Here is a 14978-nt window from a genome sequence, read left to right as displayed (position 1 = left end):
GGTGGCCGCTGCGGGGTTTTCCCTGTCCCGCAGATGGGCTAAACGCGGGATCAACCGTAGTTCTTGCTTGGATGACACCCGATGAAATTCACCCTGTCATGGCTGAAAGACCATCTCGAGACCGAGGCCAGCGTGGCCGAAATCGCCGAGGCGCTGACCGATCTGGGGCTGGAGGTCGAGGAGATCTCGAACCCCGCCGAACGCCTGTCGGAGTTTACCATCGGCAAGGTGGTGAAGGCCGAAAAGCATCCCGATGCCGACAAGCTGAAGGTCTGTCAGGTCGAGACCGCGCAGGGCGAGACGCAGATCATTTGCGGCGCCCCCAATGCCCGCGAGGGGATCACCGTGGTGATCGCCAGCCCCGGCGTCTACGTCCCCGGCATCGACACCACCATCGGCGTGGGCAAGATCCGGGGCATCGAAAGCCACGGCATGATGTGTTCCGAGCGCGAGATGGAACTGTCGGAGGAACATGACGGCATCATCGAACTGCCCTCGGGCGAGGTGGGGCAGAAATTCACCGACTGGCTGGCGGACCACGACCCGGCCAAGGTGGACCCGGTGATCGAGATCGCCATCACCCCCAACCGCCCCGATGCCCTGGGCGTGCGCGGTATTGCGCTCGATCTGGCGGCGCGGGGGCTGGGCGTGATGAAGCCCGCAGCACAGGCACAGATCGAGGGGCAATTCCCCTGCCCGATCAACGTGACGATTGACGAAGACACCCGCGATGCGGGCTGCGAGGTGTTCGCCGGGCGCGTGATCCGGGGGGTCAGGAACGGCCCCTCGCCGCAATGGTTGCAGGACCGGCTGCGCGCCATCGGGCTGCGGCCGATCTCGGCGCTGGTGGATATCACCAATTTCTTCACCTATGACCGCAACCGCCCGCTGCACGTTTTCGATGCCGACAAGGTGCAGGGCGATCTGCGCGTGCATCGCACGCAGGGCGGCGAAACCCTGACCGGGCTGGACGAGAAAGACTATACCTTCGCCCCCGGCATGGTGGTGATCTCCGACGATCAGGGGATCGAGAGCATCGGCGGCATCATGGGCGGGCTGGCCACGGGCTGCACCGGCGAGACGGTGAACGTGTTCCTCGAAGCCGCGGTCTGGGATCACGTTCAGATCGCCGCCACGGGCCGTGGCCTGAAGATCAATTCCGACGCGCGCTATCGCAACGAGCGCGGCATCGACCCGGCCTTCAACATGGAGGCCATCGACCTGGCCACGCAGATGATCCTCGACCTGTGCGGCGGCGAGCCGTCCTCGGTGGTCGTCGCGGGCGAGGTGCCCGATGTCAGCCGCGCCTATCGTCTGGACCCGGCGCGCGTGCAGTCTCTGGTGGGCATGGACATCCCCGAGGCCGAACAGCGCCGGACGCTGACCGCGCTCGGCTTCACGCTGGAGGGCGACATGGCCCATGTGCCAAGCTGGCGCCCCGACGTGATGGGCGAGGCCGACCTGGTGGAAGAGGTGGCGCGTGTCGCCTCGCTGACCAAGTTGCAGGGCAAGCCGCTGCCGCGCGCGCAGGTGGGCGTCCCCAAGCCGATCCTGTCGCCAATGCAGAAGCGCGAGCAGATCGCCCGCCGCACCAGTGCCGCACTGGGCTACAACGAATGCGTGACCTACAGCTTCATCGACAGCGCCAGCGCCAATTTGTTCGGCGGCGGCGGCGATGCGACCATGCTGGCCAACCCGATCAGTTCCGAGATGAGCCATATGCGCCCCGATCTGTTGCCGGGCCTGTTGCAGGCCGCCGCGCGCAATCAGGCGCGCGGGCAGATGAACCTTGCGCTGTTCGAGGTGGGCCATGCCTTCCACGGCGGCGAGCCCGAAGAGCAGCATGTGCAGGTCAGCGGCCTTCTGGTGGGCCGCACCGGCCCCAAGGACGTGCATGGCGCATCGCGCCCGGTGGACCTGTTCGACGCCAAGGCCGATGCCGAGGCGGTGCTGAACGCGCTTGGCGCCCCCGAAAAGGTGCAGATCCTGCGCGACGGTCCGGCATGGTTCCATCCCGGCCGCCACGGGCGCATCTGCCTTGGCCCCAAAAAGGTGCTGGGCATCTTCGGCGAGTTGCACCCCCGCGTGCTGGACCAGATGGACGTGAAAGGCCCCGCCGTGGCCTTTACCCTGTTCCCGGCCGATATCCCGATGCCGCGCAAGAAGACCACCGGGCGCGGCGCGCTGGAGCTGCGCGATTTGCAGGCGGTGGAGCGCGATTTCGCCTTTGTCGTGGATGACGGCATCGAGGCGCTGACGCTGGTCAACGCCGCCGCCGGGGCCGACAAGGCGCTGATCGAGGATGTGCGCGTATTCGACGAATTCATCGGCGGCAGCCTCGGCGAGGGCAAGAAATCGCTGGCCCTCACCGTGCGCCTGCAACCCACCGAAACGACGCTGAAAGAGGCCGATATCGAGGCCGTCAGCAAGAAGATCGTCGAAAAGGTGGAAAAGGCCACGGGCGGCACGCTGCGCGGGTGATCCGCGTTACCGGTTACTGCGGCGGCGGCATGACGCTGAGCATGTCGCCGTCGCTCCATGTGACGGCCTCGAAGCAAAGTTGCGCGCCGATACCGCCGCACCATCCGCCATCGCGCGCGATCAGAAGGATCGGCTGCGCGTCCCAGTCGATGACGCGCCAGCCTTCGGCCTGAAAGCGCCAGCTGTCCTCGCCCACGACGGCATGCAGCATGCACCCGCCGCTGCCGCAATACATCGAGGCGGCGGAACTGCAACCGAACCTGCTTTCGTCCACCACGCGATCCGGCACACCGTCGCCCGTCAGGTCGATCTCGATGACGGCATCGCCCGCATCGAACTGGCCGTTCTCGTAACTGGTGCAAACCTCTCGGGCCGTGTCCAGGATCACCGTGACCGGATCGGCGGCCAGGGCCGGAACAGCGGCCAGAGCGGCGGCGGCACAGACGGGGACGATATGGCGAACACCCATTTTCAAGCTCCTTCAGGCAATGACCGTGGCGCGGTCACCACACGATACCACCCCCGCGACGCCCTGCAAAACCCGAAAGCCGCGCAGGACGGATGACGCCGCGCCGATTGCGGGCTATGTATCGGGCAAACGCAAATCAGCAGATCAGGAGGTTCCATGACACTCAACGTCTATCTTTCCGGCGAGATTCATACCGACTGGCGCGAACGCATCATCGACGGCGCCAAGGGGCTGGACGTGAGGTTCAGCGGCCCGGTCACCGATCACGCCGCCAGCGACGATTGCGGCGTGGCGATCCTGGGGGCCGAGGACGACAAGTACTGGCACGATCACAAGGGCGCGATGGTCAATGCCATCCGCACCCGCAAGGGCATCGCCGAGGCCGACGTGGTGGTGGTGCGGTTCGGCGACAAGTACAAGCAATGGAACGCCGCCTTCGACGCGGGCTATGCCAGCGCGCTCGGCAAGTCGCTGATCGTCCTGCAACCGCCCGAGCACGACCACGCCCTGAAAGAGGTGAACGCCGCCGCGCTGGCCATGGCGCGCGAACCCGACCAGGTGGTGCAGATCCTGCGCTATGTGCTGAACGGCGGCCTGCCCGGCTGAGACCTGCGGGGAAATTCCGCGTCCCTTTCCCATCATAAGTCTCGCTTTTCTGTGGAAAAGCGGCACAATATTTACGTGCGGGCCGGACACCCCCCACGGCTGCACGCAGAACCGGGACGAGGGACACATAAAATGATTCAGGAATTCAAGGACTTCATCTCCAAGGGCAATGTCATGGACATGGCCGTGGGCATCATCATCGGGGCGGCCTTTACCGCCATCGTCACATCGCTGGTGGGCGACCTGATCAATCCGATCATCAGCCTGTTCATGGGCGGCGTCGATTTCGCCGGTCAATATGTCCTGCTGGGCGATGGCGATTACGCCTCGATCGCCGACGCGGAAGAGGCCGGCGCGGCCGTCTTTGCATGGGGCCGGTTCATCATGGCGGTCCTGAACTTCCTGATCATCGCCTTCGTGGTGTTCCTGCTGGTCAAGGCCGTCAACCGCGCCAGGGAAGCCACCGAAAAGAAAGAAGAGGAAGCCGCCGAGGAGCCCGCAGGCCCGACCGAGCTGGACCTGCTGATGGAAATCCGCGACGCGCTGAAGAAGTAACCCGATCCTCGGATCGCCACGGGGGCCTGCGCCTGCGCGGGCCCTCTTCCCGTCCGGGGCCACGATGCTTGCACGCGCCCCTTGTGCTGTGAGACAGGTCACAGAGACGCAAACCGCAATCGAAGGGTATGTTCGATATGGAAACTCTGCTGGAACAGGCGGGCAGCTATGCGCCGCTGATCATCAACGCCGTCAAGGCGCTTGTCGTTCTGATCGTCGGCTGGATGGTCGCCGGTATCGTCAGCGGCGCGATCCGCCGCAAGGTGAATGCCAACCCCCGGATCGACGACACGCTGGGCAATTTCGTGGCCTCGATCATCAAATGGGTGATCCTGCTGGTCGTCCTGATCGCCATTCTGGGCCTGTTCGGGATCGAGGCGACCTCGCTGGTGGCCGTGCTGGGCGCCGCCACGCTGGCCATCGGCATGGCGCTGCAAGGTACGCTCAGCGATCTGGCCGCGGGCTTCATGCTGATCCTGTTCCGCCCCTACAAGCTGGGCCAGTATGTCGAGGTCGCGGGCACCGCCGGAACGGTAAAGGATATCAACCTGTTCATCACCGAACTGGCCACCCCCGACAACGTGCAGATCATCGTGCCCAACGGTCAGGCCTGGGGGTCGATCATCACCAACTTCTCGCATCACGACACGCGCCGCGTGGACCTGGCGTTCGGCATCGACTACGGCGATGACGTGGACAAGGCGATGGGGATCATCCTCGACCTGGCCCGCGCCGATGCCCGTGTGCATGACGATCCCGAACCCTGGGTGCGGGTGACCAGCCTGGGCGACAGCAGCGTCGACCTGACCGCGCGCCTGTGGTGCGACGCGGCGGATTACTGGGACATCAAGTTCGAGATGACCAAGGCCGTGAAAGAGGCCTTCGACAAGAACGGCGTCTCGATCCCCTACCCCCATTCGGTGGAAATCCAGAAGGCGGGCTAAGCCGCCTGCGGCAAACGGTTTCGATGACCGCGCCATGGCATCTGGCGCGGTCATTCTCCTGATACCAGGTTTCCAATCTCACTGGCCCGAACGCGCCAAATCTGCGCGGAAATGACATGGCACGCCACTTGATATGTACAGAATTCTGTGCATATAGAAAGAAAGCTCAGGAGGCTCTCATGGATGTCATGACCTATACCGATGCGCGTGCTTCGCTGAAGGACGTGATGGACCGCGTGATTCACGATCATGTCGAAGTCGTCGTTACACGCAAGAACCGCGAGGCGGTGGTGATGATATCGCTCGACGAATACAACGCTATCCAGGAAACCCTGCATCTCCAGAAAAGCCCCGAGAATGCGCGGCGCCTGAAATCCTCGATCTCTCAGCTGGACGCCGGACACGGCACCGAACGCGATCCCGAACTTTGAAACTGGTCTTTTCCGATCACGCCTGGGAGGATTATCTCTGGTGGCAATCCGCAGGCAAGGAAAAGGGGCTGGAACGGGTCAATGACCTGATCAGGGCCGCCCGGAGGATGCCGTTCAAGGGGATCGGAAAACCCGAACCGCTCAAGGGCGATCTTAGCGGCTGGTGGTCGCGGCGCATTACCGATGAACACCGTTTCGTTTATCGCGTCAGCGGCAAAGGGGAGTCCCAAAGCCTTGAGATCGCCCAGTTGCGATACCACTACTAAACCTCGGGATCGGGCCTTTTTCGCCGGTCAACCGCGCCCGATATAAGGCATCGTGGTGGCCATCACCGTCATGAACTGCACATTGGCCTCGGGCGGCATCTGCGCCATATGCAGGACCGAGCGCGCCGCGTCGCCCACATCCATCATCGGCATCAGTTCGGCCTCGGGGTTCTGTTCCAGCGCGCGGCGGTTCAGATCGTCCACCAGTTCGGTGCGGGCATTGCCGATGTCGATCTGCCCGCAGGCGATGCCGAAGTCCCGCCCGTCCAGAGACAGGCTGCGCGTCAGGCCGGTGATCGCGTGTTTCGAGCTGGTATAGCACACCGAGCCGGGGCGCGGGTTATGCGCCGAGAGCGACCCGTTATTGATGATCCGCCCGCCCTGCGGCTGCTGGCGGCGCATCTGCGCAAAGGCCAGCCGCGCGGCGATGAACATGCCTCGGATATTGACGCCAATCACCTCGTCGAACGCCTCGACCGGGATTTCGTCGATCGGGCCGGCGGGGCCGAACATGCCCGCATTGTTGAACAACACGTCCAGCCGCCCCGCCATGCCGACAAAGCGCTCAAAGACCCGTTCCATCGCGGCCGGGTCGGTCACGTCGGCGGGCAGGGCCTCGGCATTGGCGTAATCGCCCGCCATTTCCTCCAGCCGCCCGGTACGGCGCGCAACCAGCCCCACGCGCCACCCGGCATTCAGAAATTCCAGCGCGGTCGCCCGCCCGATGCCCGAGCTTGCCCCGGTGATCAGGATGGATTTCATACCCCGGCCTCCTCTTGCACTTCTAGTTCCAGCGGCACCGGCGCGGCGCGCAGATCGTCCACCCTGAGCGGCCCGGTGGGTTTGGCCAGCCGGTTGCGCACCACCCAGTGCAGGCGTTCCTCGGCGCGGGTGATCGCGACATAGGCCAGCCGCTTCCACAGGGGCTGGCCCGCCTCGCTCCGGCCCATCCGGGCGGCGGCATAAAGATCGGGGGCAAACACCTGAACGTCGCGCCATTGCGAGCCCTGCGCCTTGTGGATCGTCACCGCCGCCCCATGCAGGAACGTCGCGCCCATGCGGGCGGCGAAGGGGATGAACGGCTCTTCCTCGTCGGGTTTCTCGATCTTCACGATGCTCGCGGCACTGACGCGCGGGTCTTCGGCGCCGATCACATGCAGGCGGGAAAAGCCGGGTTTGTTACCCGGCCCCAGATAGATCACCTGCGCGCCCTTGATCAGGCCGCGCGCTTCGAGGTCCAGCCGTTTCTTGCGATGCTTGAGCGGCAGTTCGATCCCGTCGCAGATCAGCGGCTCACCCTCCAGCAACGCATCCTCGGGCGCGCCATGCACGGCGCGAAAGGCGTTGATCAGGCGGATGCGCGTGGCGTTGCGCCAGACCAGCACGGGCGAGCGCGCCATCAGGTCCACCTCGACCCGCTGCGCCCATTGCACACGCTCGTCGCGCTGCGCGGCCTGTTGCACCATGCGCTCGAAATCCTCGAAGCCCAGCGCCGGATCGGCCAGCGCATGCGCCAGATCGAGGATCGGGTTATCGGCATCCTGCCGGTGAATGCGGTGCAATTCCAGCCGCGCATTGTCGGGCAGCTTGTCGAACACCATCGAGCCCGACTGGTTCACCGGCGCAAGCTGCGCCGGATCGCCGAACAGCAACAGGTTGGGGAAAATCTCCTGCAAATCCTCGAACTGCCGGTCGTCCAGCATCGAGGCCTCGTCCACCAGCCCGATATCCAGCGGCTCCTCGCGCCGCTTCCAGCCGGTGATGAAATCGCTGCCGCGCAGCCCGGCGGCGGCCAGCGCCCCCGGCACCGATTTGTTGGACTGGTAAAAGGCCAGCGCACGGTCCAGCGCCTCGTCGGTCAGGCCCTCGATCTCGGGGCGCTCGCCGTTTCCGGCCAGCCATTCGGCGATCTTTTCGTATTCCGGGTCATAGACCGGCGTATATAGGATACGGTGAATGGTGGTGGCGGGCACGCCGCGCATCCGCAACACGCTGGCGGCCTTGTTCGTGGGGGCCAGAATGGCCAGCGTGCGCCGGTCGCGCCGCTTGCGCCCCTCCCAGTCGCCCGACACGATATCGACGCCCGCCTCCTCCATCGCGCGGGTCAGCGCCGCCAGCAGCAGCGTCTTGCCCGATCCGGCCTTGCCGGTCACCGCCATGACCTTCGATGCGCCCTCGCGCGCGGGCAGCACCACGCCCTCATCCAGATCGACGCCCGCCGCGCGCAGCATCTCGGCGATGCGGTCATGGGCCTCGGCCTGATCGTGGGAAAATGTGAGCGCGCTCTGTTGCATGGCGTGACCCTATCCAAGCGCCCCGCCATGCACCAGAGCAGAACGCCCGGTCAGGCGCTCAAAGGCATCGGTATCGCATCGCCCAGACTGCGGCGGAACCACAGGTCCGACAGCGCCGGCGAGATGCCCGCGCGCTGCGCCACGCGCATCCGCGCCGCATCGGAAAACGCCCAGAGGCCCACGCTGATCCGGTCGCGCCCCGTGCCCTGGCTGCCCAAGACCTCGGGGGACGATCCGATATGGCGGTAGATCCGCACCATCCGCGCATCGAACACGCCCGCGAAATGCCTGATCCCGAAATGGCGCATGATCTCGCCCCCGCCCAGCATCAGGCCCGCCGCCACCCGCGACGGCGCCCCGCGCGACAGGCAGAACCGGGTGCATTCCCAGATGTCGGGGCTGCACACCGCCTGCCCGTTCAGCAGATGGCCGAAATGATCGTTGACCATCACCCTCCCCGTGGTCGGCAAAAACCGCATCGAGCCCTGATGCCGCCCATCCGGCCCCTCCCAGATGACATAGAGCGGATCGAGCGCATCGTATTCGTCCCGCTCGAACCCGTCGGCATCCACCGTCACCTCCCAGCCCAGCCGGGTCTTGAACTGATCGGCCCGGTCGCGAAACATCCCGTCACGCAGGCGCGCAAAGCGGTGCAAATCGGTTCCATGGATATAGCGCAGCATTCTGAACCCTCCGTTTGAGGACGGAAAGGTCAGGCAGGCATGGTTAACCGGCCCCTGACGGGGCGGGCGCTGTTTTTACGGGATTTTAGTCGAATGCCACCCGTCCGGGGGCGTCAGATCACGATCAGCCCCCGGCTGAGCGCGCGCGCCACCGCATGAACCGTGTTCATCGCGCCCAGTTTGAAACGCGCGGATTCCACGTAGACGCGCAAGGTATGCTCGGAAATCGACAGGGTCTGCGCCACCTGCGCCCGGCTATAGCCCATGGCCAGCAGGGTCATGGCATCCACCTCGCGCGGTGACAGCGGCTGCGCCGGTTCGGGCTTGCGGTCGGGCTCCAGCTCGAGCGCCTTTTGGTTGAAATAATGCGCGATCAGGATCAGGTCGCGGCGATGGGTTTCGGTAAAACGGGCCCAGGTTTCGTCGTCGCAATTATGGCTGACGGTGAACAGGGCGAACTGGCCGTTGGGGCCGCGCAACGGCACCGAATAACCCTGATTGCCCACACCATGCGCGATGGCCTCGCGCTGAAACTCCCGCGCGGCCCGGCCCGACCAGTCCAGCCGCTTCCAGTCCACCGGGTGAAAGTGCTGGTAACAACCCTGAATGACCGGATCTATGCGCAGGAAATCCCGTTCCAGATACAGTTGCACCCAATCCTGCGCATAGGTGCCACAGCCATACTGATCGCCCCCGCCGCTGACCCAGTGATAGACCATGTGATCGACACGGAAATGATCGCGAAAGGTCTCGATGACCTGTTGCAGATCGGAAAGTTCAGACGCGCCTTCCAATGCACGCAACATCCTGTCCATTTTGTCCGGCCGCAAAGGCAGGGCTGCGGTCATCCGCCGGTGTTCCTTTCCCTTGGCGCGCCAGATCCAGCGTGGCCACCAGCCGCGTATCGGCAAGCTTGTCGGCCAGCGCGGACATGCCGTTCTGATCGGCGAATCCTTTCAGATCGGACAGCACGTCGAGTATCCATTCATTTTGCATCGCCAGACTCCGCAGAACGTGTTAATGGAGGGTTAATACAACTTTAGCACGAGCCTGATTTTTCAGGAATTCACGCATTTCCACTCCCCAGAAATAGCGGGGGCAGGTCCGGCCAAGCCCCTGATTCCGTTACACCGGCCCGGAAACGGCAAAACGCCCGCGACCGGGCCATCCGATTCGCGGGCGTTGAATCTACCGCCACGAGGGCGGACAGGTTACTTTCCGGCTTCCAGCACGTCCTCGACGGTGCGCAGCCCCGTCCTGGGCGACTGCACCAGAACGGCCATGTTGCCCGGTTTGTGCTGGTTCTTGTACATCTTCACATGCGCGTCCGGGATCTGATCCCACGGGAACACCTCGGACATGCACGGGTCGATCCGGCGCTCCACCATCAAGCGGTTGGCGGCGGCGGCCTGTTTCAGATGCGCGAAATGCGAGCCCTGCAAACGCTTCTGGTGCATCCAGACATACCGCACGTCAAAGGTGCAGTTGAAGCCGGTGGTGCCCGCACAGATCACGACCATCCCGCCCTTCTTGCACACGAAACTGGACACCGGAAAGGTCGCCTCGCCGGGATGTTCGAACACGATATCCACGTTGTTGCCCTTGCCGGTGATGTCCCAGATCGCCTTGCCGAACTTGCGCACTTCCTTGAACCATGCGGCATATTCCGGCGTGTTGACCTTGGGCAGTTGCCCCCAGCAATTGAAATCCTTGCGGTTGATGACGCCCTTGGCGCCAAGGTCCATCACGAACTGGCGCTTGTCCTCTTCCGAGATCACGCCGATCGCGTTGCCGCCCGCCGCGTTGATCAACTGGATCGCGAACGAGCCCAGACCGCCCGATGCGCCCCAGACCAGCACGTTCTGACCGGGCTTCAGCTCATGCGGGTGATGACCGAACAGCATCCGGTACGCGGTGGCCAGCGTCAGCGTGTAACAGGCCGACTCCTCCCATGTCAGGTGTTTGGGACGCGGCAGAAGCTGCTGCGCCTGCACGCGGGTGAACTGCGCAAACGACCCGTCCGGGGTTTCATAACCCCAGATGCGCTGGCTCGGCGAATACATCGGATCGCCGCCGTTGCATTCCTCGTCGTCGCCATCGTCCTGGTTACAATGAACCACGACCTCGTCACCCACTTTCCAGGTCTTCACCTTGTCGCCCACGGCCCAGACGATACCCGAGGCATCCGACCCGGCGATATGGTACTCGGCCCCGTGGCCGTCGAAGGGGCTGATCGGTTCGCCCAGACCGGCCCAGATACCGTTGTAATTGACGCCCGCCGCCATCACCAGGACCAGCACCTCGTGGCTGTCCAGAACGGGGGTGTCCACCACCTCGACCTGAAAGGATTTGTCGGGGGGTCCATGGCGTTCGCGCCGAATGGCCCAAGCGTACATCTGCTTGGGCACATGGCCCAGCGGGGGCATTTCGCCGACCTCGTAAAGGTCCTTCTCGGGCGCGTCGTAGGGTGCGATCCCGGTATCGGTGTCCAGAGCCATTTTCAGCCTCCTAAATGATGTCACTTGCCGCAACGCAGAATCGCGGCCCTGCCCTTGGGAATATAATCCAACGCGAAACAATGCAATGCCAAGAGGGCTGTTTTTGTAATTTTATGACCTCGCAATTGCAGAAATCAGGCGTCATCCTTGCTGCAATTGCAAAAATGATGCGCAATCGAGCGCGCGTAATACGCCAGAAGGGGCCGCTGTTCGGGCACCATGGCCACCTTGCCGCCCGCTTCGGTCACGATCTTGCGGCGGGTCAGGTTGCGCAGCCCCACCTCCACGGCATAGGCGATATCCTCGCGCGGCAGGTGCAGCACCGTCTGCGGAAGCTGCCCCACCATCGCGGCCAGCCGCGCCTCAAGACCCTCGCGCGTCATCGGGGCGCCCTCTTCCTCCAGCGCCCGCGCCACCAATGGCACGGGCAGCACCGGCACCTCCTGCCCGATCCGCTGCATCAGCAGATCGCCCAGCACCTCGACCGGCGCACCGGGATGCGTGGCCTCGAACCCGGCCAGAGACACCGGCGCGCCGAAACTGACCGCGGCATAGCCATGCCGGTGATAGCGCCGCCGCAGCCACAGCCACAGCTGTTTCACGATGAACCGCCCCACCACGCTGATCCGCGCCCGAAACCGCCGCTCGCCCGTCTGCCCGGCGGCCACAAGGATGCGATCCTCGAACACCCGGTCGTAATTCAGCGCCACGGGCACAAACACCACGTCACGCGCATCCCCCGCGCGGCCCTCGACGATATATTTCAGGATACCCAGCCTGGGCGGGGCCAGCCCGCCATCGAGGCTCAGCCCCCCTTCGGGGAACACCGCCTGCGCCACGCCGCCATCGGTGGCCATGCGCACATAGCGCGCCAGAACCCGGCGATACAGGTCGTTGCGCGATTTGCGGCGGATGAAATACGCGCCCATCGCCTTGATCAGCCGCGACAGCGGCCAGACCCGCGCCCATTCCCCCACCGCATAGGACAAGGCCGAGCGTTCGGCAGCCAGCCACGTCACCAGCACGTAATCCATGTTCGAGCGGTGGTTCATCACGAACACCACCGTCGCCTTGCGATCCACCCGCGCCAGCGCCTCTTCGTCGAAATGCGCCAGCCGCACCCGGTAGAGCGAGCGCGACAGCCATTTTGCCGCCCGGATCGCGACCCCGAAATAGGCCGTGGCCGAAAACCCCGGCACGATCTCGCGGGCATAGCGCTTGGCCTGCTCGAACGCCACGTTCTCGGGAATGCCCTCGGCCTTCGCATGATCGGCAATCGCCCGGCTGACCTCGGGATCGTAGATCAGCCGCTGGATCATGTCGTGCCGCCGCGCCAGCTTGAACGGCTCGATCGGGCGCTCCAGCCGCTCGTTCAGCCTGGCCACCGCGCGCTCCATCCGGCGGCGAAAGAACCAGCGTACCGAAGGAAACAGGAAATGCGACGCAAAGGTCACCGCCGCAAAGGCGACCAGAAGACTCAGCGCCCAAAGCGGCATTTCGACCATCTTGCTCATATATACAGCAATACAGGGTTTGACGGCGCGGTAAATGACCCCATGCCGCAATGCAGCGAATTGACAGCGCCACATTATTCCATATAAACACGCACTGACGTAACAAAATTGCGCACCCTGATTCACGAGGCCCGCCCATGTCGCAGACGCAGAATGAAATCCAACGGGACCGCCCCTGGCTCATCCGCACCTATGCCGGCCACTCCACCGCCAAAGCCTCAAACGCGCTCTACCGCTCCAACCTCGCGCGCGGGCAAACCGGCCTGTCGGTGGCTTTCGACCTGCCCACGCAAACCGGCTATGACAGCGATCACGTGCTGGCGCGCGGCGAGGTCGGCAAGGTCGGCGTGCCGGTCTGCCATCTGGGCGATATGCGCACCCTGTTCGACGACATTCCGCTGGAACAGATGAACACCTCGATGACGATCAACGCCACCGCGCCGTGGCTGCTGGCGCTGTACGTCGCCGTAGCCGGGGAACAGGGCGCCGACACCACCAGACTGCAAGGCACGGTGCAGAACGACCTGATCAAGGAATACCTCAGCCGTGGCACCTATATCTGCCCGCCCAAGCCCTCGCTGAAACTGATCGGGGACGTGGCCGAATATTGCTATACCAACATTCCCAAATGGAACCCGATGAACGTGTGTTCCTATCACCTGCAAGAGGCCGGCGCGACGCCCGAGCAGGAACTGGCCTTTGCGCTGGCCACCGCCACCGCCGTTCTGGACGAGCTGAAGCCGCGCGTCCCCGCCGAGGATTTCCCGCGCCTCGTGGGGCGGATTTCATTCTTCGTGAATGCCGGCATCCGGTTTGTCACCGAAATGTGCAAGATGCGCGCCTTCGTGGACCTGTGGGACGAGATCTGCGCCACCCGCTACGGCGTGGAAGACGCCAAGTACCGCCGCTTCCGCTATGGCGTGCAGGTGAACTCCCTCGGTCTGACCGAACAGCAGCCCGAAAACAACGTCTACCGCATCCTGATCGAGATGCTGGCCGTGACCCTGTCGAAAAAGGCCCGCGCCCGCGCCGTGCAACTGCCCGCATGGAACGAGGCATTGGGCCTGCCCCGCCCGTGGGATCAGCAATGGTCGATGCGGATGCAGCAGATCCTGGCCTATGAAACCGACCTTCTGGAATTCGACGACCTGTTCGACGGAAACCCGGCGGTCGATGCCAGGGTCGAGGCCCTCAAGGAGGGCGCGCGCCACGAACTGGCCAATATCGACAGCATGGGCGGCGCGGTGGACGCCATCGACTACATGAAATCCCGTCTGGTCGAGTCCAACGCCGACCGCCTCAACAAGATCGAGCGCAACGAAACGGTCGTCGTCGGCGTCAACAAATGGACCGAGGGCGAACCCTCGCCCCTGATGGGCGAAGACGGCGGCATCATGGTCGTCGATCCGGCGGTGGAGCAGGATCAGATCGACCGCCTGAACGAATGGCGCGCCCAGCGCGACGATGCCGCGGTCAAAGAGGCCCTGGCCGAGTTGCGCGCCGCCGCCGCCGAGGGCCGCAATGTCATGCCCGCCTCGATCAGGGCTGCCAAAGCCGGGGTCACCACCGGCGAATGGGCCGCGCAGATGCGCGCCGTGCATGGCGAATATCGCGGCCCCACCGGCGTGTCGGGCAGCCCCTCGAACAAGACCGAAGGGCTGGACGATATCCGCGATGCGGTGGATGCGGTCAGCGACAATCTGGGCCGCCGGTTGAAATTCCTTGTCGGCAAGCCGGGGCTCGACGGCCATTCCAACGGCGCCGAACAGATCGCCTTCCGCGCCCGCGACTGCGGCATGGATATCAGCTATGAGGGCATCCGCCTGACCCCCGAGGAAATCGTCAATGCCGCAATCGAGGATCAGGCCCATGTCGTCGGCCTGTCGATCCTGTCGGGCTCGCACATCCCGCTGGTCGAAGACCTGATGAAGCGCATGCGCGAGGCCGGGCTTGGCGACGTGCCGGTGATCGTCGGCGGCATCATCCCCGAGGACGACGCCCGACGCCTGCGCGACATGGGCGTCGCCCGCGTCTACACGCCCAAGGATTTCGAGCTGAACACCATCATGATGGACATCGTGACCCTCGCCGATCCGAGGGCCGTGGCCGCCGAGTAACGCCCGCTCGATCCCCCCCAAGGGAACCGGGCCACGCCTTCAGAGCAGCCCCCGATACGGTGTTCATTGACGCATCTCATGAACACAGAGCATTTGCGCCCTCTATGCTGTATATTTCAA

At 64.3% G+C, this 14978-nt stretch carries 15 protein-coding genes; 7 read left to right on the top strand and 8 right to left on the bottom strand.

All coding sequences use genetic code 11. The features are described from left to right. The first annotated feature begins 81 nt into the window (after window positions 1-81). A complete protein-coding gene (gene pheT / locus BUB53_RS18650) occupies window positions 82-2481 on the top strand; it encodes a phenylalanine--tRNA ligase subunit beta (protein ID WP_073036972.1) in 2400 nt (799 codons plus the stop codon). A gap of 13 nt (window positions 2482-2494) precedes the next feature. Here pheT and BUB53_RS18645 read toward each other — a convergent pair whose 3' ends face one another. Beyond that, a complete protein-coding gene (locus BUB53_RS18645) occupies window positions 2495-2950 on the bottom strand; it encodes a hypothetical protein (RefSeq protein WP_073036969.1) in 456 nt (151 codons plus the stop codon). Window positions 2951-3106: 156 nt separating this feature from the next. Between BUB53_RS18645 and BUB53_RS18640 the strand changes: the two genes are divergently transcribed. The 5 genes from BUB53_RS18640 to BUB53_RS18620 all read left to right on the top strand — a co-directional run bounded on the left by BUB53_RS18640 (window position 3107) and on the right by BUB53_RS18620 (window position 5752). Beyond that, window positions 3107-3556 carry a YtoQ family protein gene (locus BUB53_RS18640; RefSeq protein ID WP_073036967.1) on the top strand — a complete coding sequence of 150 codons (450 nt, stop codon included), beginning with the start codon at window positions 3107-3109 and terminating at the stop codon, window positions 3554-3556. Between the two features lie 132 nt (window positions 3557-3688). Beyond that, the gene (gene mscL / locus BUB53_RS18635) at window positions 3689-4111 is read left to right on the top strand and encodes a large conductance mechanosensitive channel protein MscL (protein WP_073036965.1); all 423 of its coding nucleotides are present in this window, start codon (window positions 3689-3691) and stop codon (window positions 4109-4111) included. Window positions 4112-4248: 137 nt separating this feature from the next. Beyond that, window positions 4249-5055, top strand: a complete 807-nt coding sequence (locus BUB53_RS18630; protein ID WP_073037043.1) for a mechanosensitive ion channel family protein — start codon at window positions 4249-4251, stop codon at window positions 5053-5055. A 179-nt stretch (window positions 5056-5234) separates the two neighbouring features. Beyond that, window positions 5235-5486, top strand: coding sequence for a type II toxin-antitoxin system Phd/YefM family antitoxin (locus BUB53_RS18625; protein WP_073036963.1), 252 nt, complete (start codon window positions 5235-5237; stop codon window positions 5484-5486). Further along, window positions 5483-5752 (top strand): Txe/YoeB family addiction module toxin, encoded by a 270-nt coding sequence (locus BUB53_RS18620; protein ID WP_073036961.1) that lies wholly within the window; start codon window positions 5483-5485, stop codon window positions 5750-5752. Before BUB53_RS18625 ends, BUB53_RS18620 begins: the two co-directional genes overlap by 4 nt. A 27-nt stretch (window positions 5753-5779) precedes the next feature. Here BUB53_RS18620 and BUB53_RS18615 read toward each other — a convergent pair whose 3' ends face one another. The 7 genes from BUB53_RS18615 to BUB53_RS18590 form a co-directional block, all read right to left on the bottom strand. Next, complete coding sequence (locus BUB53_RS18615) at window positions 5780-6514, bottom strand: SDR family oxidoreductase (protein ID WP_073036959.1); 735 nt, start codon at window positions 6512-6514, stop codon at window positions 5780-5782. After that, window positions 6511-8046, bottom strand: coding sequence for an ATP-dependent DNA helicase (locus BUB53_RS18610; protein ID WP_073036956.1), 1536 nt, complete (start codon window positions 8044-8046; stop codon window positions 6511-6513). Before BUB53_RS18610 ends, BUB53_RS18615 begins: the two co-directional genes overlap by 4 nt. Window positions 8047-8096: 50 nt before the next feature. Beyond that, window positions 8097-8729 (bottom strand): acyl-homoserine-lactone synthase, encoded by a 633-nt coding sequence (locus BUB53_RS18605; RefSeq protein ID WP_073036954.1) that lies wholly within the window; start codon window positions 8727-8729, stop codon window positions 8097-8099. A gap of 113 nt (window positions 8730-8842) precedes the next feature. Next, window positions 8843-9544, bottom strand: a complete 702-nt coding sequence (locus BUB53_RS18600) for a helix-turn-helix transcriptional regulator (protein ID WP_143163277.1) — start codon at window positions 9542-9544, stop codon at window positions 8843-8845. Then, window positions 9507-9701 carry a hypothetical protein gene (locus BUB53_RS22300; protein WP_143163276.1) on the bottom strand — a complete coding sequence of 65 codons (195 nt, stop codon included), beginning with the start codon at window positions 9699-9701 and terminating at the stop codon, window positions 9507-9509. The genes BUB53_RS18600 and BUB53_RS22300 overlap by 38 nt, the downstream gene beginning before the upstream one ends. Window positions 9702-9940: 239 nt before the next feature. Beyond that, window positions 9941-11227, bottom strand: coding sequence for a crotonyl-CoA carboxylase/reductase (gene ccrA / locus BUB53_RS18595; RefSeq protein ID WP_073036949.1), 1287 nt, complete (start codon window positions 11225-11227; stop codon window positions 9941-9943). Between the two features lie 134 nt (window positions 11228-11361). Further along, window positions 11362-12741 (bottom strand): 1-acyl-sn-glycerol-3-phosphate acyltransferase, encoded by a 1380-nt coding sequence (locus BUB53_RS18590; RefSeq protein ID WP_073036947.1) that lies wholly within the window; start codon window positions 12739-12741, stop codon window positions 11362-11364. Window positions 12742-12878: 137 nt separating this feature from the next. Between BUB53_RS18590 and BUB53_RS18585 the strand changes: the two genes are divergently transcribed. Further along, entirely contained in the window at window positions 12879-14858 is a 1980-nt protein-coding gene (locus tag BUB53_RS18585) for a protein meaA (protein WP_073036945.1), read from the top strand. Window positions 14859-14978: the final 120 nt, after the last annotated feature.

The sequence above is a fragment of the Roseovarius pacificus genome, from assembly GCF_900142665.1.
GTDB lineage: Bacteria > Pseudomonadota > Alphaproteobacteria > Rhodobacterales > Rhodobacteraceae > Roseovarius > Roseovarius pacificus.
The sequence above is the reverse complement of the archived record's forward strand: the minus strand, read 5'-3'. Positions and strand labels throughout refer to the sequence as shown.